Annotated in this window: 15 protein-coding genes; 6 read left to right on the top strand and 9 right to left on the bottom strand. The window is 33.1% G+C overall.

The annotated features are described in order from the left end of the window. Position 1: 1 nt before the first annotated feature. The gene (locus AC2D6V_RS05300; protein ID WP_484647008.1) at positions 2–4,030 is read right to left on the bottom strand and encodes a thrombospondin type 3 repeat-containing protein; all 4,029 of its coding nucleotides are present in this window, start codon (positions 4,028–4,030) and stop codon (positions 2–4) included. A gap of 57 nt (positions 4,031–4,087) precedes the next feature. Next, entirely contained in the window at positions 4,088–5,434 is a 1,347-nt protein-coding gene (locus AC2D6V_RS05295) for a deoxyguanosinetriphosphate triphosphohydrolase (RefSeq protein WP_484647007.1), read from the bottom strand. Positions 5,435–5,609: 175 nt separating this feature from the next. Between AC2D6V_RS05295 and AC2D6V_RS05290 the strand changes: the two genes are divergently transcribed. From AC2D6V_RS05290 to AC2D6V_RS05280, 3 genes are all read left to right on the top strand, one after another. Then, a complete protein-coding gene (locus AC2D6V_RS05290; RefSeq protein WP_484647006.1) occupies positions 5,610–5,996 on the top strand; it encodes a carboxypeptidase-like regulatory domain-containing protein in 387 nt (128 codons plus the stop codon). A gap of 240 nt (positions 5,997–6,236) precedes the next feature. Further along, on the top strand, positions 6,237–9,080 hold the full coding sequence (locus AC2D6V_RS05285; protein ID WP_484647005.1) for a TonB-dependent receptor: 2,844 nt from the start codon (positions 6,237–6,239) through the stop codon (positions 9,078–9,080). Between the two features lie 35 nt (positions 9,081–9,115). Next, positions 9,116–10,327, top strand: a complete 1,212-nt coding sequence (locus AC2D6V_RS05280; RefSeq protein ID WP_484647004.1) for an autotransporter outer membrane beta-barrel domain-containing protein — start codon at positions 9,116–9,118, stop codon at positions 10,325–10,327. Between the two features lie 80 nt (positions 10,328–10,407). On the opposite strand, the gene AC2D6V_RS05275 is transcribed toward AC2D6V_RS05280, so the two are convergent. Next, positions 10,408–10,725 (bottom strand): toxin-antitoxin system YwqK family antitoxin, encoded by a 318-nt coding sequence (locus AC2D6V_RS05275; RefSeq protein WP_484647003.1) that lies wholly within the window; start codon positions 10,723–10,725, stop codon positions 10,408–10,410. 382 nt (positions 10,726–11,107) lie between these two features. Between AC2D6V_RS05275 and AC2D6V_RS05270 the strand changes: the two genes are divergently transcribed. Both AC2D6V_RS05270 and AC2D6V_RS05265 read left to right on the top strand, forming a co-directional pair. After that, positions 11,108–12,310: a porin gene (locus tag AC2D6V_RS05270; protein WP_484647002.1), complete on the top strand. Its 1,203-nt coding sequence runs from the start codon at positions 11,108–11,110 to the stop codon at positions 12,308–12,310. A gap of 71 nt (positions 12,311–12,381) precedes the next feature. Then, positions 12,382–14,691 (top strand): anion permease, encoded by a 2,310-nt coding sequence (locus AC2D6V_RS05265; RefSeq protein ID WP_484647516.1) that lies wholly within the window; start codon positions 12,382–12,384, stop codon positions 14,689–14,691. 54 nt (positions 14,692–14,745) lie between these two features. Here the strand turns inward: AC2D6V_RS05265 and chrA are convergent, their stop codons facing one another. Together chrA and AC2D6V_RS05255 are read right to left on the bottom strand one after the other, a co-directional pair. Beyond that, complete coding sequence (gene chrA / locus AC2D6V_RS05260) at positions 14,746–15,873, bottom strand: chromate efflux transporter (RefSeq protein ID WP_484647001.1); 1,128 nt, start codon at positions 15,871–15,873, stop codon at positions 14,746–14,748. 24 nt (positions 15,874–15,897) lie between these two features. Then, positions 15,898–17,709 carry a Na/Pi cotransporter family protein gene (locus tag AC2D6V_RS05255; protein WP_484647000.1) on the bottom strand — a complete coding sequence of 604 codons (1,812 nt, stop codon included), beginning with the start codon at positions 17,707–17,709 and terminating at the stop codon, positions 15,898–15,900. Positions 17,710–17,789: 80 nt separating this feature from the next. Between AC2D6V_RS05255 and AC2D6V_RS05250 the strand changes: the two genes are divergently transcribed. Then, positions 17,790–18,638, top strand: a complete 849-nt coding sequence (locus AC2D6V_RS05250) for an OmpA/MotB family protein (RefSeq protein WP_484646999.1) — start codon at positions 17,790–17,792, stop codon at positions 18,636–18,638. 59 nt (positions 18,639–18,697) lie between these two features. On the opposite strand, the gene AC2D6V_RS05245 is transcribed toward AC2D6V_RS05250, so the two are convergent. The 4 genes from AC2D6V_RS05245 to AC2D6V_RS05230 form a co-directional block, all read right to left on the bottom strand. Beyond that, positions 18,698–20,560, bottom strand: a complete 1,863-nt coding sequence (locus AC2D6V_RS05245) for a SulP family inorganic anion transporter (protein ID WP_484646998.1) — start codon at positions 20,558–20,560, stop codon at positions 18,698–18,700. Between the two features lie 32 nt (positions 20,561–20,592). Further along, the gene (locus tag AC2D6V_RS05240) at positions 20,593–21,282 is read right to left on the bottom strand and encodes a DUF2490 domain-containing protein (protein WP_484646997.1); all 690 of its coding nucleotides are present in this window, start codon (positions 21,280–21,282) and stop codon (positions 20,593–20,595) included. Beyond that, the gene (locus tag AC2D6V_RS05235; RefSeq protein WP_484646996.1) at positions 21,275–21,904 is read right to left on the bottom strand and encodes a carbonic anhydrase family protein; all 630 of its coding nucleotides are present in this window, start codon (positions 21,902–21,904) and stop codon (positions 21,275–21,277) included. Before AC2D6V_RS05235 ends, AC2D6V_RS05240 begins: the two co-directional genes overlap by 8 nt. A 164-nt stretch (positions 21,905–22,068) precedes the next feature. Next, complete coding sequence (locus tag AC2D6V_RS05230; RefSeq protein ID WP_484646995.1) at positions 22,069–22,371, bottom strand: hypothetical protein; 303 nt, start codon at positions 22,369–22,371, stop codon at positions 22,069–22,071. Positions 22,372–22,450: the final 79 nt, after the last annotated feature.

Genomic DNA, 22,450 nt, shown 5'->3' with positions numbered 1-22,450 from the left:
GTTATTTCTTGATTATCTTAAACGTTTTGGGGTTGTTCGTGTTAATCTTTACAAAATAAACACCTCTTTTAAATGCTTGAAATGGAAGCTCAATGAAATCGGATTTTCCTTTATTCATTATTTGATTAAATAGAAGTTTCCCTCCAAGACTAAAAACCTGCACCTCAATTTGTTCTTGAGTGTCGTTTGGTAAAGTCACTCTTAATCGGTCAATAACAGGATTTGGGCTCACCGTAATTCTGCTGAAATTAGTCTTAGAAATAGCTTTTTTGGCGGTTCCTTCACAAGTTTTGGAAGATGAAATTTCTAAAATTCCAGAACCTGGTGCTTCAACGTCAAAAGAGAATTGACTTGTGGTTGCTATTTGTTCTCCATTAAATGTCACATTAAATGGCGGCGTTCCGCTATTTATAGTTATCGAAGTGAAATCTCCATCATTAACATTGTTATTATTAAAACTAGTTTGGAAAACCACATCTAAAACTTCAGCAGCACCAACGTTAATTTCAAAACATTGCTCGAACATTTTATCATCTACAGAAACACATACTGTATAAGACCCAATGGCTATGTTTTCAAATGTATGACTGCCGTTTGTAAATCCTTGGCTTAAATTTAATCCGGTACCAACTACTGTTGCTGTGTAAGCTAAATAAGACTCTTTTGTAGTAATAATTATTTTTCCATTATCTAACCCTTCACAAGTTTCTGAAACTATTTCAACAGAAATGTTATCAGGATTTTGATAGCTAGTATCACAAACATCTCCAGTACCGTTTTCATTAGTATCTTCTTGGTCTGCATTTGCTGTATCTGGACAATTATCTTCAATATCAATAACGCCATCATTATCTAAATCTTGACATGCGTCACCTATACCATTACCATCACTATCTACTTGGTCAATATTTGAATTCTTTGGACAATTATCATTTATATCTAGTATGGTATCATTGTCAAAGTCTTGACAAACATCGCCAATGCCATTACCATCTGCATCTGCTTGATCTGCATTTGCGACTTGTGGACAATTATCAACATCATTTAAAATACCATCACCATCTATATCACCATCTGGAACAATTGAAAAGCTTCCAGAGAAAATACCTCTACCATAAGTAGCGGCATAAACAGAATAATCGTCTCTTAAATCCATGTCTGTAATAATAACATCTTTCATCCCATTATTTGCTTGATTCCAGGTTGGACTAGCATCAGAAAAATTAGTTGTAAACCATACACCAAGATCGGTCCCTATAATTACTTCTTCGTAATTTAATGGATTTTGTAAAATGGCTCTAACTGGTATATCTGGTAAATCCCCATCTTTAGGTTCCCAAGTACTACCACCATCACTAGTAAACCAAATATTATTTACACCATAATTGTACATGGTTAAAAATATCTCATCCTCATTACGACCTAATTCAACATCGGAAACACTTCCAACAAAACTTGCTCCAGATATATCTGTCCAAACTGGAGATTCTGTATTGGCATTATCAACCCTTAATAAATCGCCAAATCTAGTTCCAACATATAGCTTAGTAGTCGCGACAGTATAAGGTGACACTGTAAAAGCTGTTGGTGTGGAATTAAGCAAAGGGTCTGTTAAATCATCTTTTGTAAGTGTACTTTCAGATTTTATACCAGAATATCTTTTAATAATGAAATTATCTCCCGCCGAATAATTAGAATATAAAATATCTAATTGCGAATCTAACCCTTGTGCAGTAATAAATGATCCATTTTCTTCATCCTCATCATTAATAATTACAAACTCTTCAGCAAAAAAATCAAATGAAAATATTAAAGTATTGTAAAATACATTACCTATAAAATAGGCGTCATTCCCGTCTTGATCGAAAAAACTATATCCACCGTCGCCACCAACAACTTCTATTGCGCTATCTGTCCCTGTTTGATTAGCATTTTGCAATATTTGTGTTCCATTGTCTTGGGCTCCACCCATAAAAAAATCGGCTCCAAAAACATCGAAAGGACCAACGCCTATGCTATAAAATTGTGTTGTAATGAATCCGTCATTTCGAGCATTGATTGTACTTCCTGCATTATTAGAATAATAAACACCTCCATCGTTCACAAAAAGCACCTTATCATTGTTGTCTTTAGCATAAGCAATCCCATGTTGATCTGCATGAACTATTGGCACATTCAAATCTTTTAGAGGGTTTCCATCTTGCCCTTCTGTCCATTTTGATATTTGATCCCAGTTAGCTCCAGCATCAATAGATTTAAATAAATCTATCCCTCCAACATATACAACGTTATCATCAACTGGATCTACAGATAAAAGTAAGTTGTAATAAGCTTGGTTTCTAGTAAAGTCGTTTACAGGTATTCCTGCATCGGCATCATTAGGTAAAGCTAAAGTAGTAATGGTTGTAAAGGCGTCGTTGGTGTGAAAAATTTTAACAGGACTAGTATCAGATGATAATTCAGCTAAAACATATAATGTAGATGCATTTGTATTTGATACTTCAATTTGTGTGCGTTGCCCGCTTGGTATTTTATGCCTTAAAATAAAGCTAAGACCATCTGATGATGAAAGAATTTCACCGCCTCCATTTCTAAAAAGGTCATTAGTTGTAGAAACCCAAATGGTGTTGTCTGCACTTATCTCAATATCGTTTGGTTGTAGCTGATAGCCGTTTTCATTAGAAGCAGGTAATAAATTAATTTTAGCCCAATTTGAACCAGCGTCTGATGACTTATATAGTCCAAAATCCTCAGGCCCCAAAAGTGTACTTGGAATTGCGCTTGCATAAAAAGTAGATCCAGCAGCAACATATACTTCGCTATTGCCACTTCCAATATCTCTTACTTTTATGTCGTTTATGTGTTGAACTCCAGGTTTAGCTGTATACCCAGAATAATTTACATAACCATTTATAGAAACGTTAACTCCGTTACTTAATTCATTAATTAAAGTTTGCCCATCGTCCATTGAAAGCATTAGCGAAGGAATAGTAACCGAATCACCATCTACTCCACTTCCCATAGGAATAATATCATCTGATACATTATTGACTACTATAACAGCTATAGCTCCTGCTTCTTCAGCATTTAGAACTTTTTTTCCAAATTCACAATTCCCTCTAAATAGGACTGCAATATTACCAGCTATTTCTCCAGCATTCGTGAGAGCAGAGCACCCTTCATTTGGCATAGCTGTGCCGTCATCAACAAGGATTAAATTTCCAGAAATTGGCGTGATACTAGTTCCAAAACTCGCCCTTAAACCAAAATAATCTCCTGCAATTCCCGTAGGAGTATTTACAATAACTCGGGCGTCAAAATTTCTAGCTTCTGTACTTCCTGGGATTATATTGGCATCTCCAGAAATACCTCCAAAGATATTTGACCAAGTGGCACCGCCGTCAATCGACTTCCAAACACCACTACCGTTAACACTTCCTTGTACATATGACTCTCCTGTGCCAACATAAAAAGTCATGGTGTCATTAGGGTCGTATGTTATACATGAAATCGCTAAATTCTTTGGGATACCTACTTCTGTCCATTCAGATGCAGTATTGGAAATATTATCATTAACCCACAAACCACCGCTAACACCACCTGCAAAGACTCTGCTATTGGTATCATCATTAGGATCGAACATAACTGCTCTTGTTCTACCTCCAACATTATTTGGTCCTCTTTCTATCCAATCGTTATCTTTTTCACCTGGAACTTTACTAAATATTTTATTGCTTTTTAATTGTTCCTGTAACTGAAACAAATTTTCAGGCTGTGGTCTTCCTAAAGCTGGGTTCATGGTTAGTTCCCATTGCTCCTCAAAATATTTATTAGGAGGTAATCTGTTTTCTTTTCTTTCTTGTTTAGAAAGTTTAAGTGTTTCTTTATACGGAGAGTTTTTTAAAAACTCTTTATGGCTGCTTTTTAAATCTGAGATTTGATTAACAGATGTGTCCTGTTGCTCTTTAACCAATAAAACACTTATTATTACAAGTGCAATACCAACTAAAGAAAAAACTATTTTTTTCATTCTTTCTCTTCAATTTTTTTCAAATATACATTTTAAAGGGCTTTTTTTAAAGAATTCTCAACGAATTATATCAATTCCCTTAATTTTATTAAATAACATGATGGCATAACCATCAGACATCCTAGACACAAAACTACAGGCTAAAAATATTCGTTGATAAAGAGAACCCTTTATTTGTTTTTGATTCTCTGGCAACAAATGCGAAATCAATTTATCATAATTAGATGCCTTATTTTCAAATGAATTATTAATGGCCGTTATAAAAACTTCCAATAAATCGGATAACACCCGATATCCTGCGATTTCCTTTTCAATTACCTCTTTACTTTGATAAACCTTTTCTATACTTATTTTAATAATATCGTTTATTTGTGCTTCGTACTTACTTTTATTTAATAATGCTGTTTTAAATTCACCCTTTAAAATAGCTTCTTCGTTATTAATAAATATAGTAACCACTTCATTAATAAGCGTATTAATAGCTAAAGCTCGTAAATAACTAACACGATCCTTGGTGTTTTTTAATTCGTGATACTTGCTGGTATTTATAGAATCGCGAACCAAATTAATTAAATATTCTAGTGCAAATTCCTCCTGTATTAAACCTAAGTTAATGCCATCTTCAAAATCTATTATGGTATAACAAATATCATCGGCTGCTTCAACTAGAAACGCCAAAGGGTGCCTAGAGAAACTTAAATCTTGGTCACTTCGTTTTAATAATCCCAACTCCTCTGCAACTTCAACAAATGCCTCTTTATCATTTTGGAAAAACCCGTATTTTTTATCTGCAATATGATTTGTTGGTCGTTTAGGTAATGATTCTTTAGGATATTTCATAAACGCCCCAAGTGTAGCATAACTAAGCCGTAATCCCCCTTCTCTACCTTCTCTGCTTTCTGTTAGAATTTTAAATCCATTAGCATTTCCTTCAAAATCACATAGATCTTGATATTCTTTTTCAGTTAATTGGTTTATAAATTCAGCACCCTTACCTTTTTTAAAAAACTCACCTATTGCTTTTTCTCCAGAATGTCCAAAAGGTGGATTTCCTATATCATGAGCCAAAGCTGCCGCTGCTACTATAGCTCCAAAATCGTTTGATTGATACCCATGTACATTTTGTAAATGTGGGTGTTTTTCTAATAACTTCTGGCCTACACGCCGTCCTAATGAGCGTCCAACAACACTAACTTCTAAACTGTGGGTTAGACGTGTATGCACAAAATCTGTTTTAGACAATGGAATAACTTGTGTTTTATCCTGTAGGCTTCGAAACTCTGAAGAAAATATCACCCGATCGTAATCTACTTCGAACCCCAAACGGGTTTCGTCTTGTTCTTTTCTTAAGCGTTTATTGGTGTCGCCGAAGCGTTTTAAGGATAGTAATTGTTCCCAGTTCATAGTATCATTTTAAAGCTTGGGCAAGATAATTAATTTCATTTGAAGAGTTAATATTTAAAACACCCAAATCACATAACATTACGATAACATTTTATTGACTGTTGTTTAATATTTACATAACATTATAATTAAACCTAAATACTTTCTTTGTACCGTAATTAATCATTACTATCAAATGAAGAATTTATTACTTTTAGCTACCTTTTTGTTCACGGTACTTTCTTTTGCTCAGAAAGACGGCATAATTAAAGGAAACATAATAGACCTAGAATCTAATAACGACCCTCTAATATTTGCGAAAGTTCAAATAAAAGAAACTGGAGTTGAAACATTATCTGATGAAAACGGATCATTTCAGTTTGAAAATTTAGAAAACGGTACATATACTTTAGTCTATAGTTTTGTTGGGTATAAGACAGAAGAGAAGAAAACTCAAGTTATCTCTGGTGAAACAACAAATATTAAATCATCATTGGCTCCTAGTTCAATATCTTTAGATGAATTAATGCTAACCATAGCAAGTGTCGATAAAAGCGACGACCATTCCACTTCTAGTCAATAGGATTTAAATTAAAATAAACAAAACAGCTTTCACAAATTGTGAAAGCTGTTTTGTTTTTACACACTCTCTTTTAAGTTTGAAGCTACATTTTAATGTTAACAAATTGTAAGGAAATGGTCGTACTTACCAAGAATTACATAACGTTTAACTAACACTTTTATCACAGTTCTTTAACCTACAGGTAACACCATATTTACAATGCAGTGGTTTCTTTGCGGCAAGAAATTTAGATAAAAACTAATGAGAAAATTTATATTATTATTAATACTCTTTTCAACTGTGTTTTCGTTTTCTCAAAGCACAGGTTCTATAGTAGGCAAACTCACGGATAAAGAATATAATAATGAACCTTTAGCATTTGCTAATGTATTAATTAAAGGAACTACAATTGGCACTACTTCAGACTTTGATGGATTATACACTTTTGAAAATGTAGAACCAGGAATACATATTTTAGTATTTAGTTTTGTTGGTTACGAAACTCAAGAAATTACTGTACAAATTACTGCTGGTGAAATTACTGAAGTGAATGTTATTATGAGAGCAAGTGCTGCCTCTTTAGATGAAGTCGTTATTACTACAACAACCAAGAGAGAGAGTGAAACTGCATTACTATTAGAGCAAAAAAAAGCAGTTGAAATGAAACAAAGCATAGGCGCTCAAGAATTATCTAGAAAAGGTGTAAGTGATGCTGCAGGAGCCGTTGCAAAAATCTCAGGTGTATCGAAACAAGAGGGCTCAAGTAATGTTTATGTGCGTGGTTTAGGAGACAGATATTTAAATACTACAATGAATGGACTATCACTTCCATCTAACGATGTAAGCAAAAAGAATATTGATCTTAATCTATTCTCTTCAGATGTTATTGAGAATGTTTCTATTAGTAAGGCCTATTCTTCAAAGTTTTATGGCGACTTCTCTGCAGGAAATGTAGATATTTCATCAAAAGATTATAAAGGTTCTGGTTTCTTCGATTTTGGTGTGGGTTCATCTTTCAATACAAACGCTATTGATAAAGATTTTGTAAGAAGTGAAGGCACAGGTCATTTCGGGTTTTACAATCGCTATGCTCACGATCCGTTTGCCGTTATTTTATCTCATGGTTTTGAACCTATTGATGCTGGCACTCCAATAAACACAAGTTTTGGTGGTGCATTTGGAAAATCTTTCACTTTCGAAAACGACTCGAAATTAAGCTTTTACGCTACTGGTTCGTTTGAAAACGATTTTCAATATAGAAATGGATCAAATGTGGATTATACCAACGTTGAGAAGAAAGCATTTGAGCAAGCAGAAGAATTTGAATATAGTACAACAACCACTGCTATGGCATCGGTTATCTACAAAATCGACGACAGTAATACCATAAAATACAACTCACTGTTTGTAAATAGTTCTTCAGATAAAGTTGGCTATTTTGGAATTGACGGTAAAGGGCGTAATAGAGATGCTATTGCTAATACAGATGAAGGTTTCTACCAACAAAATATTCAATTCAATGAAAATCTAATCTATGTTAATCAGCTTACTGGAACACATAAATTCGATAAAATTGATATAGACTGGGGCTTTGGGCATAATTTCGTGAATGCCCACGAACCAGACAGAAAACGTTTATCTTTTGAAAACTATCAATTTGCGTTAGATAATGACCCAAATACCAATCCCATATTTTATAGTAATGTAGATTTTGATAACCAACGTTACTATCAAAATATCCAAGATGAAGAGCTAAATGGTCGGTTAAACTTTGCATATAAAGTTTCCGAAAAGTTAAAACTGAATATTGGTTATAACGCCAGAACTAAAGAACGTCGTTTTGATAATATTAGATATGGCTACGATATTATTGATAATAGTGGCATTGCAGATATTAATAATTTAAACGACTTCTTCACCTTAGATAATTTAAACTTAAGTGACAATCAAGGTACTTACGAAATAAAAGTAATAAAACCTTATCCTAACTTAAGCAATACTAATAGGCCTGGGCAATCTGAAAACACATACAAGGGGAAATTAGATATCTATGCAGGTTATTTGAATACTGAAATTAATTTTGGCGAGAAGTGGCTTGTAGTTCCAGGGTTAAGAGTAGAATCTTTCAACCAGTATATTGAATACGATGTAATTAACTTAGGGGTTAAAGGTAATGACAATGTTAGCGCGTCAGAGGTATTGTATTTACCAAGTATCAATATTAAACATAGTTTAAACGAAGATCAAAATTTACGTTTTTCGGCAAGTCAAACTATATCACTTCCAGAGTTTAAAGAAGTTGCGCCTTTTGTTTACGAAAGTGTATCGCAACGTATAGGTGGTAATCCAGATTTATTGGGTCACCAATCTGGGGCATCTTACACAAACGTTAAAGATGTTTCTTATTCTAAAATACTCAACATTGATTTAAAATACGAATGGTTTGTAACCAAGTCTGAATTAATATCGGTTGGTGGTTTTTATAAGCAAATTGAAGACCCAATAAACCAAGTGGTTGCTTTTGATGCTACAGGAACACAACGTTTTTTTAGAACTGGAAACAAAGCTCAAATTTATGGTGTTGAAGCAGAAATACGAAAAAACATTATTACAAATGAAGATGATGAAGCAGAGCTATCATTTGGTTTGAATGCTACATATATGCATACCGAACAAGATTTATACAGCGATATTGTTGGAAGTAATTTTAATGTAAGCTTCACTAAAGATAAAGAAGAATTACAAGGCGCTTCACCATTTATTGTTAATGCCGATATTAACTACTCACCTAAGTCTTTCGATAACTACCAACCAATTGCGACACTTGCGTTCTCATATTTTTCAGATAGAATTGATGCTTTAGGGTCTGGTCAGTTAGGTAACGTAATTGAAAAAGGTATCCCAACATTAGATTTTATACTTAAAAACAAATTAGGTGACAAGTTTGAAATAAACTTAGCGGCCAAAAATCTTATAAATCCAAATATTAAATACATAAGAGAAACAACACAAGGTAATATTGTTGTGACTTCACCTAACGGTAAAGATGTTTCCGATTATAAAAAAGGTCTAAACATAGGTTTACAATTAAAATATAGCTTTTAACACAATCAATAACAAAAAATTAAAAATTAGAAACGATGAAAAATAAATTTATTTTAGGATTAGCAATTACAGCTTTGCTACTTAACTCATGTGCTACAGACGATACTGCCACAATTAATATCACTGACAATAGTGTTATAAACAACAACAGCGGTGGAAATACTGGTGGTGGAACTGAAGAAGAAATTGCTATTAGTGCCGCAGAATATAGTTCAGATTTAGTACTAGACGCTAATAAAACATATACTATTAGTGGTCCTGTAATTATGGCCGATGGTGCTAGCTTAATTATAGGGGAAGGGGTTACTATTAAAGCCGTAGCTACAGGCGCAGATGTTTATGTTGCTATTGCCCAAGGTGCAAAAATTATTGCAAATGGTACTGCTGCAAATCCTATTGTAATGACATCAGGATCTGCTAACCCAGCTGCTGGTCAATGGGGTGGATTAATCATATTAGGAAAAGCGCCTATTAACTCTGTAACAGGCAATGCAACCTCTACATCAGAAATAGGAAGTTTGCCTTACGGTGGAACTGAAATTTCAGATAGCTCAGGTATTTTAAGATATGTTCGTGTTGAATACTCTGGTGGTGCTGCCGATGGTTCATCAGAAAATAATGGTTTCTCTTTCTATGGTGTTGGTGCTGGTACAACTGTGGATTATATTCAAGCTTACGAAGGTGCAGATGATGGCATAGAATTTTTCGGAGGTAATGTTGAAGTAAACCATGCCGTTGTTATTAATGCTCAGGATGATTCAATCGACTGGACCGAAGGTTTTACAGGTAAAGTAACAAATGCCTATGTAAAACATGGCGCAGAACACGATAAAGGTTTTGAGTGTGATGGATACAATACAGATATTGGTAACTTATCTAACCCTAAATTCTGGTCTAAACCAACGGTTAAAGATGTAACAATTGTAGGATTAGGTTCTGGAACTGGCAATGAGGCAATAAGATTACGTGCTGGAACACAAGGTGTTTTTGATAATATTCTTATTGAAGGTTTTGCTGAAGGTTTTGACCTAGATGGAGATGCAGGTGCCGATAGTGATAACCCAACAGGTACTGGTGTTATAAACGGTGATTTAGATGCAACAAATGTAACTTTTACAGATGTGACTGTACAATTAAAAAATGATACAGGAGACACATTTACCGATGCAGACTTTTTAACTGGTATTGGCAATGCAACAGGTACAGACTTTGCAACCTGGGGAGCAAGTTGGACGGTAGGCAATTAATTAAACACATTTAATTCATAAAAAAGCATCCTAAATAATTAGGATGCTTTTTTTATTGAAAATAAAATCGTTTAACTCAACTAAAGAGAAGCAACGTTTTTAGAATAATCAACTTCTTTAGGGATACCATCTATCCAATGAATCCATTTGCCGACTTTTTTACCATTATCATAATTTGCAGAAACGATTTTTTTGCCTTCCGTGTCGAAACTTAACCACTTACCCTGTAGTTTACCATCTGCTGTGTAAGACCCTGTTTGGCTTACAACACCATTGTCATGATAATAAACAACGTCAATTAGATTTGTGTCCTTGTTAAGTTTTAAATCTCTCTTTTGCTGAGCAAAAGATACCACAGTAATTAAGAAGGCAAAAAGTAATAAAAATGATTTCTTCATAATTATGGGGTTTTAACATTATCCCCAAAGATAGCAATTAGGTAATATTTTAGCAACATTTACATAACATTAAATTAACATTAAAATCACATACTACTGTTTATCAGTTATTTGTGATTTAAGATTTAACATTGGAATATTAATGATTAATTAATATTAGGATTACATTAAGGTTAACTACAACTATGATCTTTGTGATGGTCTTAAGACTAAACAATTAGTATTTCATATAATCAATTAGTTTTTGTCGACTACATTATCATGATTTCTAATGGACTGCCTTTGGCCAAGGCAGTCTTTTTTTTGATTTAAAGTTAATCATTTGGAAACATTAAGTTAACATTGGTTTTGGTTCTTTGCAACGACAAAAACTAAAATTATAATGAAATTAAAAATTACTCTTGCGCTAGTTATTAGCGTAATGTTTTCAGTAAACTCACAAGAAATTAGCGATACCTCTTTTGGCAAGGGATTAATTAACTTTGTTGCAAAAGACAGCTCTTTTAGTATTAAATTCGCGCCTCGTTTTCAAGTTCGATCTATATCATCTTGGGATCATGATGGTAATCAGTATGGAAGTCCAGAGCATAATTTTATTGTTCGTAGAGCAAGATTAAAGTTTGATGGTTTTGCTTATAGCCCTAAACTTAAATATAAAGTAGAGTTGGGATTATCGAACAGAGATATTTCAGGTGCAAATCAATTTAACAGAAACACACCTCGTTATATCCTAGATGCAGTTATTATGTGGAACTTTTCTGGTAACTGGGAGCTTTGGGCAGGTCAAACCAAATTACCAGGAAACGTTGAACGAGTAGTATCTTCTGCCAACCTTCAATTAATAGACCGTTCTTTATTAAATAGCAGGTTTAACATAGACCGCGATTTAGGTATTCAATTGCGCCACAAAACTAAATTAGGTGGCGATTTTTTAATGCGAGAAAAATTTTCTGTTTCACAAGGTGAAGGACGTAATGTTACCGAAGGAAATGAAGGAGGTTTACAATATACTGCGCGTCTAGAGCTTTTACCATTCGGGGCTTTTAAATCTAAAGGGGATTACAGTCAATCTGATTTAAAACGCGAGGTAAAGCCAAAATTAATGTTTGGCTTTACATATAACTACAATCAAGATGCCGTTAGAGAGAGAGGCTTTGCAGGTGATTATATGATACGAACTGATGGCTCTATTTACGAAACAGACCAAACAACTATTTTTGCAGATGCCATGTTTAAATACAATGGCTTTTCATTTATGGGTGAGTATGCAAAGCGTACAGCGGATGATGAAATAGCAACAGAATTAGATGGCTCAACACCAACCGGCGATATTGTTTTAACAGGTAACGCTCTAAACTTACAAGCTGGTTATTTATTTAAAAGCAACTATGAGATAGCCGCTAGATTTACTACAGTAAATTATGAGGGTATTACTGGAGCTTTACCGACAGAACAATATACCCTCGGTGTAAATAAATTTTTAGTAGGCCATAAGCTAAAAGTGCAAAGTGATTTAAGTTATACAACCTTAGATGGCAATGAGGATAACATTACCTTTAGACTAGGATTTGATATCCATTTTTAAAACATAACAATTAGATAACATTTTAATCATATATTGTCATGATATTTGCAAACATTTTACAATTAAATCCTATGGATAATATTTATTTATTAATGTTGATTGCCATTACAGTTTTAGCTGTTGCTGATATTGTTGTTGGTGTAAGTAATGATGCTATTAACTTCTTAAATTCTGCGATTGGATCCAAAGCCATTTCTTTAAGAACTATAATGATAGTAGCAAGTTTAGGTATTTTTATTGGAGCTGTGTTTTCTAGTGGAATGATGGAGGTTGCAAGGAAAGGTATTTTTGTCCCTGCTCAATTTGAATTTGGAGAGATTATGCTCATTTTTATGGCTGTAATGATAACAGATATATTGTTGTTAGATTTCTTTAACACGCTTGGTTTACCAACATCTACAACTGTTTCTATTGTATTTAATTTATTAGGTGCAGCAGTAGTAATGTCATTGATTAAAATTAGTCATTCTGACTCTGAAACTTTTGCCGATTTAGCTAAATACATAAATACAGAAAAGGCTTTAGAAATTATATCTGGTATTTTGCTGTCTGTAGTTATTGCCTTTTCGGTCGGTGCACTGGTACAATGGGTATCAAGACTCATATTCACATTTAACTATGAGAAAAAAATTAAAAATTTTGGAATTCTTTTTGGAGGAGTTGCTTTAACGGCAATCACTTATTTTATTTTCTTGAAAGGATTAAAAGGAACCCCTTACTACAAAGATTTAAAAGGCTTGGTAGAAGGAAATGAGATTTTCATCATACTTGGAAGTTTTGTTTTCTGGACCTTATTTTCGTTCATATTTGAAAAACTAACCAAAAAAACAGTTTTACTTGTTGTAATTGCAATTGGAACTTTTGGATTGGCATTAGCATTTTCAGGTAACGACTTAGTAAACTTTATCGGTGTTCCAATGGCAGCTTATCATTCTTATGAAGCTTGGGTTGCTGGCGGAATGGACACTGCAATGTCAATGGCAGTATTAGAGAAAAAAGTGCCTGCAGAACCTTATTTATTATTTATAGCAGGAGCTATAATGGTATTGACACTATGGCTGTCTAAAAAAGCGAAAACCGTTGCAGAAACTGAAATAAGCTTATCACGACAAGGAGAAACTCATGAAAAATTTGAACCAAACAGACTTTCAAGAACAATTGTAAAAAGAACAACCCAATTGTCCAATTACTTTGGCATCATCTTACCTAGCTCAATTACTGAAAAAATAGGTAAGAGTTTTGAAAAACCAGAGTTTACTATGACAAAAGATCAAAGTATAGATGCTCCCGCATTCGACATGATTCGTGCCTCTGTTAATTTAATGGTTGCAGGAGTATTAATTGCAATTGCAACCTCTATGAAGTTACCTTTATCAACAACATACGTTACGTTTATGGTAGCTATGGGTACTTCTTTGGCTGACCGCGCATGGGGGAGAGAAAGTGCTGTTTATCGTGTGGCTGGTGTATTAAACGTTATTGGCGGATGGTTTGGTACTGCAATTGGAGCATTTATTGCCGCAGGTGTTGTAGTGTTTCTGATTAATTGGAACCCAGCCGTTATTACACCAATATTACTTTTATTAACTGCTATTTTATTATACAGAAACTATAAATCCCATAAAAGTAAATCTTCAAAAGTGATTGATGAAGATAGCTTAAAAAAAGCAGAAAGCAGCTCTATACAAGGTGTTATTCTTGAAAGCGCAAATAACATGGCCAATGTAGTGAAACGAACTAATAGAATCTATTCTAATGCAATTGTTGGACTGGCTAAACAGGATTTAAATTTACTTAAAAAGAGCAAAAAACAAGTTATAAAATTAACCGAAGAGGTTGACGACTTGCGTGATAATGTGTTCTATTTTATTAAAAATTTAGATGAATCTAGTATTGGAGCAAGTGATTTTTATATTAATATTTTAGGCTATCTTCAAGATATGACACAATCTTTAGAATATATTACTAAAGTAAGTCACAAGCATATTAATAACAATCATAAGAAACTTAGATTCAGCCAAATTAAGGAGCTAAAGGAAATTGATGATAAATTAGAAATTTTATTTGAGGATACTCGAGTTGCTTTCAAATCGGAATCTTTTGAACAAATCGGAGCAATTTTAGATGAAAGAACTGAAGTTTATAAACTTGTAAAAGATAAAATTAAGAAACAAATTTCTAGGACAAGGACGGAAGAATCAAGTCCTAAAAATACAACCTTATATTTTAGCTTATTATTAGAGACTAAAGATTTAATAAAATCAACAATGAGTTTATTAGAGGAATATCATAACTCATTTGATAGTTCTGTTGAACCTGCAACAATAACAGTTGTAGACGAAGTTGTTGAAAACGTAGAATCCTTGAAAAAAGAAGAATAAATACTAGGTTTATAGTATAATTCTAAGCCATCATTATTTGAAATGATGGCTTTTTTATTTTGTTAAATTAATTATCAGAAAACCTAAAATAACTCCCATAATAATTGTCCAGATAGGACCTGTTTTGGTTTTAAAAATTAAAAACGTAGCAATTAGAGCAATTATAATACTTTGCCATTCTATAAGGGTTTCTCTTGCCATAACAATTAATACAGCAAGCATTACAGCAACGGCCGCAACATTTACAGAATCTAGAAAATAGCGCAGTATTGTTGATTTTCGCATTCTTGGTATGAATGGATTGAGTATTAAAACAAATAGGAATGATGGCAAAAATATCCCAGTAGTAGCTACTAAAGCACCTGTGAAACCTGAAAGTTGATAACCAATAAACGTTGACGTAGATAGCACAGGTCCTGGCGTAAACTGACCAATTGCAATGGCATCAATTAGCTCAGATCTAGTTAATAACCCTCGAGTTACTAATTCTGCATCTAGATATGCAAATAAAACATAGCCACTACCATAGAGAATTGCTCCCACTTTTAAAAAAATCAAAAAGAGCTTTAAAGTTGATATCTTAGCTATTGCCGTATTAATTCCAAGGAATAAAAGTAATGGTGAAAATGTATTGAGATGAGTTCTTGTTTTAGATTTTATATAGAAATAGAGCATTCCTAATGCACCAGCCGCCAATAAAGCTACAATTTCATTTACTCCTAGAAGACTAATCACTAGAACTAATATCCCAATAATAATAAGTTCAGCACTTTTTACTGCCTTTTTCCCAAGTTTTATAATTGCCGATGCTATAATGGCCAAAACAGCTGGTTTAATACCATAAATAAACGGCTCTACTTCTGGAAGACTTCCATATTTTACATATAAATAAGCCAGAATTGCTGTTATTAAAGTTGCAGGGAAAATAAATACAATTCCAGCCACAAATAAGCCTGTTTTACCTGCTCGTTCATAACCACAATGCATGGTCATCTCGGTTGAATTTGGTCCAGGGATTAAATTTGTAGTACCAATGAGGTCTAGGAAATATTCTCTAGTCATCCACTTACGTTTTTCTACAATCTCATCTTCCATCATTGCAATATGAGCAGCGGGACCACCAAAAGCAAAACAGCCTAATTTAAAAAACACTTGTGCTACTTCAATCAATTTTTGATTCATAATAATGGATCAAGGTTTTCAAAATTATTCACCATCTAAAAGTGTGTCTTTTTTTCCATAAAGAAGATCTGCAACATCAATTAAATTATCAATCATATCATTAACATTGTCAAAATCATTAAATAGCGAAGATGCCATATCAACCGTTATTAGGTCCTTTCTAATTAATTCATCGATTTCAAGATTATTAGAATGGATGTTTGCTTTTGCCTCTCTTTTTAATTTCACAAGTTTTTTATGGTACACCTCATTTTCTTTTTCAGTTCTAAATAAGTGAATTACACGCAATACCTTAACTGCTTTATTCCTTATCTTATCATACTCTTTTCGGATGTACTTATTATCTGAATTTAAGTATAAAGTCACATTCCTACTCAACTCTTTAACATCTTTAATAATTTCTACCATTTTCCTATTAGCAATTTTTAATTTAGATATTTGGTTATTCTGAGTTTCAGTTAACGGCAAACTACTCTGCGCCTTGGTTGCATAATTAATAATTTGGCCATAAATATTTTTTACTTTCATCCCATACAATTCTCTAACGTTGGTATCAAATAAAACTTTCGATTTTTTCACTATTTTTTTAACCTTAATATCCGATTTAATATCAGCCCTATGGATATTTAGCGCATGAGCAACAATTTCAAAAATGGCATTTTTATATAAAAATTTAGACTCCTTTATTAATGCTGCAATTGCCGTTTCAGGGTATTTTAAAATACTTTTTGTTAAAAATTTTGGTTCGTCAATTCTCTTAACTTCTTCAACTTTTTCTAGCACCAAGCGTTCAACTAACTTTGCAATTGGTTTTACAAACCACACCAGTAAAAAAGTATTTGCAATATTAAACGTCGTGTGAAATAAAGATATCGCCACAGGAATAGCTGCTGCACTAACATATGGTGATTCTGAGCCCAGATAAATGGCCAGCCAACTCACCATTTTTAAAAAAGGATAAAATAAAATCAGCATCCAAAATACGCCCATAAGGTTAAATATTAAATGGGCTCGTGCAGTTTGTTTTGCCTTATAATTACCAATAATTGCTGCTAAATTAGCTGTAATAGTGGTTCCTACATTTTCGCCTAAAACCATGGCGGCTGCCATTTCAAAAGGTATCCAGCCTTGGGCTGTCATAATTAAGGTTAATGCCATAGTAGCACTAGAAGACTGAATTACAACCGTTAAAAATGTTCCTATAAGTAAGAATATTAGAATAGAAAGAAAGCCTAAATCTGTATAGCGTGATAAAAATTCTAATAGCTCTGGGTTGTTTTTTATATCTGGCATAGCCTCTTTAAGAAACTGAAGCCCAATAAATAATAAGGCAAAACCAACAATAAAACTTCCTAAGTTTTTGAGTTGTTCTTTTTTAAGAAATGTGAGCCCAAAACCAAAGCCAACCAAGGGCAACGCAATAGTGCTCATGCTTACCTTAAAGCCTAAAATAGTGATTAACCATGCTGTTATTGTTGTGCCAATATTGGCGCCCATAATTACACCTATAGACTCGACCAATGTTAATAAACCGGCATTAGCAAAGCTAACCACCATAAGAGTTGTTGCTGATGATGACTGTATAACTGAGGTAATTAAAAACCCCGTACCAATACCGAATACTCTATTTGAAGTCATCCGAGCTAAAATCGATCGCATTTTATTACCTGCCAATAATAAAAGTGCATCACTCATTACTTTCATTCCAAAAAGAAAGAGGCCTAATGCACCAATAAGTTGTAATATTTCTGTAAATCCGTATTGCATGTGTTCTTCTAGATTGTCAAAATACGATAGAGAACTAAGAAAAAGAATAAAATTATCTAAAACAAACATATTGTTTGCATTTCAGCATCCAAAAATAAACAATCATCGTATATGCTGATGTATTTAATTAATTAACCCAAAAATATATTATGAAGAAAATATCAATTTTACTATTAGTTGCCCTCACTTTTTCCTGTGTTTCAAAAAAGAAATACTTAGCATTAGAGCATGAAAATGGACAAATTAAAAATGAATTACAAAAAACACGTGTTGAAAAGGAAGATTTAGAAGCTAAATTTGATAAAATTCAAGCAAGAGTTGACGCTTACAACTCTAAAATAATGTCTTTAAAAGAAGACGTAGGGACACTTACAGAAGAAAACAATTCAAAATTAGAAGTACTTAAAGAAGGTGGCGTGATTTCGAACGATGCCAAAGCTAATATGCGTAAGACATTAAAAAATGTTGATTCAGAAAAATTAAGTCAGGCAAAAACACTTAAAGATTCTATGAATTTAGCCGTAGCATATAATCTTGAAAAGACGATTAACGACAGTAATATAAATGAAGGCGAAGATTTTTCAGTTAATATTAACGAAACTGTTGTAATGATTTCTATTGCAGATAATATGCTTTTTAACACCGGAAGCTATAGATTAAGTTCTAAAGCAAACCCTGTTTTGCAAAAATTAGCAGATGTAATTAATTCTGAACCTAGTTTAGATGTTATGGTTGAAGGGCATACAGATTCTAGAACTATTAATACAGCAAACATTACGGACAACTGGGACTTAAGTGTTTTAAGAGCAACATCTGTAGTACGTAAATTACAAGACAAATTTAATGTAGCTCCAGAAAAAATGATTGCTGCTGGTAGAAGTAGCTACCAACCTCTTGTTGAAAATGATTCCAGAGAAAACAGAGCAAGAAATAGAAGAACACGAATTATCATTTTACCAAACATCGATAAGTTTTTTGCCTTAATGGCCGATAATTAATATCCCAAAAATACATTTATAAAAAAATGCGAACTTTTAAGTTCGCATTTTTTTATTTACTATGTAGTATGCTTGATATTCTCTTTAATCCATTTGCTACAATCCTTAAAATTGTCAAAAAGATGTTCCTGAGGAATCAAATCTGGAATAATGTCAATACGCTCCATCATGTAACGAGGCTGTTTTAATAACCCAACAAAAAGAACTTCAATATTTTTATTTCCCAATTCTTGCAACATATCTTCCATAGCATACAATCCGGATTGATCCATATATTGCATCCTACCTAATCTTATAATTACAGTACTAGCTGTATTTGGTATTTGCTGTGACAAGGCTTGAAAATCACTTGTAGATCCAAAAAATAATGGCCCTTTTATATGTTTAATAAACACTTCCTCTTTTAAATTATCAGGAAAATCAACCTCATCTGCCCAAGCTTTTTCTTTTAGCGACTCTACATCGCTTCGTTCTGCAGTTAAATCTCCAATTTTTTTCATAAACATTAAAGATGCAATTACCAATCCAATACCAACAGCATAAACCAAATTCCAAAAAGTAGATAAGAATAGCACAATAAGCATTACTAAAACCTCTGAACTAAGCTTTAAAGGACCAACCTTAATATCTCTTGGTAAACTAGGGATTGCTTTTAACCCTTTATAGTCCATAACTCCTATACCAACTGTTATTAAAATACCTGCTAAAACGGCAGCAGGAATTTTAGATGCAATAGGTCCTAACCCAAGTAAAATTATGAGCAACATAAGACCTGCTATCATACCTGAAAGTTTAGTTTTCCCTCCAGATGTAATATTTACAACTGTTCTAATAGTTGCTCCTGCCCCAGGAATACCACCAAAAACAGCAGCAATACTATTACCTATTCCTTGACCTACCAATTCCTTATTAGGCTTGTGTTTTGTTTTTGTCATATTATCTGCTACAACACTTGTTAGTAAAGAATCGATGGCGCCTAGCAATGCTAACGTCAATGCAGTAAAAATATATGGTGTAATACTAGCAAGTGTAAAGCTTGTAAATATCTCTAAATTAGGAATAGGAAGACCACTTGGAATTTCTTCAATAGGCCTATAATTTAACCCAAATCCTACCGCAATACCAGACATAACAATAAGCGCTACAAGCGTGCTAGGAACGGCTTTAGTTATACGCTTAAACCCATAAATTATAAAAATAGTACCTAAAGCTAAAATGAGTTCTAACCAATTAATATTTCTAAGTGCTCTTGGAAGTATTTTTATTGCTCCATAAGCTCCAGAAGCATCTTTCGCTGCAAGTGTTTGAGATTCTTTTAAAATATCTGCCTGAGAAATTGCTTCAGCACGCTTAATCGTTTCTTTAAAGTCTTCAAGCACTAATATACCCTCTCCTGCTTCATCTTTTAAAATATTATCAAGAATAACTTCTTCAGCTTGAGGCTTAAACTGTTGAACAAAAGCTTCATCTTCTTTTGGATAATATCCTAAAGATGGCAATATTTGAGTAATAAGAATAATGACCCCAATAGCTGTCATAAAACCAGAAACTACAGGATAAGGAATATACCTTATATACTTTCCTAGACCTAGCACGCCTAATCCTACTTGCATAAGACCTGCCAATAGGAAAACCGTAAGTATTACTGGTAACGCTTTAGAGACATCGCCGTCATTGGTTGCAATAATTCCTGCAATTATTACCATACTTACCGCCGTCATAGGTGCCGTAGGTCCTGATATTTGTGTGTTAGTTCCGCCAAATAGTGCAGCGAAAAAACTAATAAATATCGCGCCATATAATCCTGCAGTTGGTCCTAATCCAGAAGACACCCCAAATGCGAGAGCTAATGGTAATGCTACAATTCCAGCGGTTATCCCTCCAAAGGCGTCTCCTTTAATATTTGAAAATAAGTTCTTCATAATTTTAAATATTTTGTTTTTATGTTTTCAACTTAAAAAGTTAAAAAAGTGATGATATTAAATTGATCTCTACTAAAGGTCTCAAAAAGTTGACTCATGTATCCTGCTTCAAGCCTTAATTGTTTATTGACATTATACCCTAATCCTGCATAGACTCTATTTCTATCGAAAATTGATGTTTTTGTGTTTAAGAAAATTTCATTGTATGCAGATAAGTAAAACGTGTTATTTATAGTTTCTTTTTTATTAAACGGAATATTTAAACTTAAAAAATAACGAAATCTGAGTTTAAAATCCGATTCAACAAAACGCTGTTCAAATCTATAACGATGACTTAATTTTACAGAGCCCATTTGCTGTTTTGAAATAAATTGTTGAAATATTCTATGCTCATTTACACATACTTTTTCATCTGTATTATTTATATAATTTTCAGACAAAATGTAGCCATATCCCAACAAAACATTTTGCTTATTTTCATTAAAACTATAGCCTAAACCAGTTCGCAATAAAAGTTGCTCTAAGTCACCAATAGCATCATAGTTTCTGTACTGAACTTCGTTATGAACATTCCACTTATTGTTCAGCTTTTTACTTCCTATATAAATAAGCCAATTACCAAAATCACTTTCTTGACTATGAATTGAAAATGACAGAAAAGAGCATACAAAGAATAAAAGAACAATCTTCTTTCTAAATCTTGGCATAAGAAATCTACTCATAAAATGTTACAGCACCATTTTTGATATCATACATCCCACCAACAATTGTAATGTCTCCATTGTCATGCATTTCAGCCAAAACACTACTGTTTTTCAATATTTTATCTATTGTAAGCTGTACATTTTTTTCAGAAACATGATTTACAAAATCAATATTAGATGAGTTCCTTAAATTTGGGTCTTCTGGAGATTTTACAGCATTTACTGCGGGCTTTATTTTTTCCAACATGGCAGTAAGATTTCCAAGCTTAGCATCATCACAAGCACCTTTTACCGCACCGCAACTCGTATGTCCTAAAACCAGAATTAATTTTGTGCCTGCAAGCTTACAGGCAAATTCCATGCTTCCCAGAATATCTTCATTAACAAAATTACCTGCTATTCTAACACTAAAAATGTCTCCAATACCTTGGTCAAAAATCAACTCAGAAGACACACGTGAATCAATACAACTCAATATGGTGGCAAAAGGGTATTGTCCTTTTGATGTATCGGTAACTTGTTCTATTAGATTTCTATCTTCTTTAAGACTTTTCTGAAATCTTAAATTTCCGTCCTTAAGTGTTTGTAATGACTTTTCTGGAGTCATTAACGCTTGTGTTTCTTTAGTATGTGCTTTCATAATTTAACTTTAATATTGAATCAAAATTTGTTGCTAAAATTTCAACAACAAACATATTTTAGATGGCCTTTATAGGCTTTTTTTAAATAAAATTGAATGGAACTATTAAGATAAAGAAATATTATTTTCCTTTTACATCTTAAGCTATTTACAATAGCAAAAACTTAAAGTAAACCTCTCTCTGGGGGTGGAGAAATAAGATTTAAATGCGGCTTAGGATAATTTTTATAATAATATTCTAAAGCGCTTTTATTTTCGTCTGATGAATAATAAGATGTGATTCCAAGATCTTCAAAAAACAATACTTCTTTATTCGTATTTGTTTCCTGACCATTCTCTTCTTCTTCTGAATTTGAATAAAATATCGAAACATCAATTGAATTATCAACCCAACTTATAACCGTTGGTGCTGAAATGAACACCAGAAAAAGGATAGATAAAAATATTGAAATTAAGCTTCTATTCATTGTAATTAAATTTTAGAATAGTAAATATAATATTTTAATTGTAATCTGGGACATTTGATGCTAAATCGAATATTTAAAA

The sequence above is a fragment of the Algibacter sp. YIN40 genome, assembly GCF_057219435.1.
This window is presented reverse-complemented; position numbering and strand designations above follow the sequence as displayed.

What these genes read in the sequence shown, in the direction of transcription:
- AC2D6V_RS05265 (WP_484647516.1), top strand. Translation starts at nt 12,382, where the DNA reads ATGGATAATATTTATTTATTAATGTTGATTGCCATTACAGTTTTAGCT.
- AC2D6V_RS05250 (WP_484646999.1), top strand. Translation starts at nt 17,790, where the DNA reads ATGAAGAAAATATCAATTTTACTATTAGTTGCCCTCACTTTTTCCTGT.
- AC2D6V_RS05295 (WP_484647007.1), bottom strand. Translation starts at nt 5,434, where the DNA reads ATGAACTGGGAACAATTACTATCCTTAAAACGCTTCGGCGACACCAAT.
- AC2D6V_RS05280 (WP_484647004.1), top strand. Translation starts at nt 9,116, where the DNA reads ATGAAAAATAAATTTATTTTAGGATTAGCAATTACAGCTTTGCTACTT.
- chrA (WP_484647001.1), bottom strand. Translation starts at nt 15,873, where the DNA reads ATGAATCAAAAATTGATTGAAGTAGCACAAGTGTTTTTTAAATTAGGC.
- AC2D6V_RS05300 (WP_484647008.1), bottom strand. Translation starts at nt 4,030, where the DNA reads ATGAAAAAAATAGTTTTTTCTTTAGTTGGTATTGCACTTGTAATAATA.
- AC2D6V_RS05270 (WP_484647002.1), top strand. Translation starts at nt 11,108, where the DNA reads ATGAAATTAAAAATTACTCTTGCGCTAGTTATTAGCGTAATGTTTTCA.
- AC2D6V_RS05240 (WP_484646997.1), bottom strand. Translation starts at nt 21,282, where the DNA reads ATGAGTAGATTTCTTATGCCAAGATTTAGAAAGAAGATTGTTCTTTTA.
- AC2D6V_RS05230 (WP_484646995.1), bottom strand. Translation starts at nt 22,371, where the DNA reads ATGAATAGAAGCTTAATTTCAATATTTTTATCTATCCTTTTTCTGGTG.
- AC2D6V_RS05245 (WP_484646998.1), bottom strand. Translation starts at nt 20,560, where the DNA reads ATGAAGAACTTATTTTCAAATATTAAAGGAGACGCCTTTGGAGGGATA.
- AC2D6V_RS05290 (WP_484647006.1), top strand. Translation starts at nt 5,610, where the DNA reads ATGAAGAATTTATTACTTTTAGCTACCTTTTTGTTCACGGTACTTTCT.
- AC2D6V_RS05255 (WP_484647000.1), bottom strand. Translation starts at nt 17,709, where the DNA reads ATGTTTGTTTTAGATAATTTTATTCTTTTTCTTAGTTCTCTATCGTAT.
- AC2D6V_RS05235 (WP_484646996.1), bottom strand. Translation starts at nt 21,904, where the DNA reads ATGAAAGCACATACTAAAGAAACACAAGCGTTAATGACTCCAGAAAAG.
- AC2D6V_RS05275 (WP_484647003.1), bottom strand. Translation starts at nt 10,725, where the DNA reads ATGAAGAAATCATTTTTATTACTTTTTGCCTTCTTAATTACTGTGGTA.
- AC2D6V_RS05285 (WP_484647005.1), top strand. Translation starts at nt 6,237, where the DNA reads ATGAGAAAATTTATATTATTATTAATACTCTTTTCAACTGTGTTTTCG.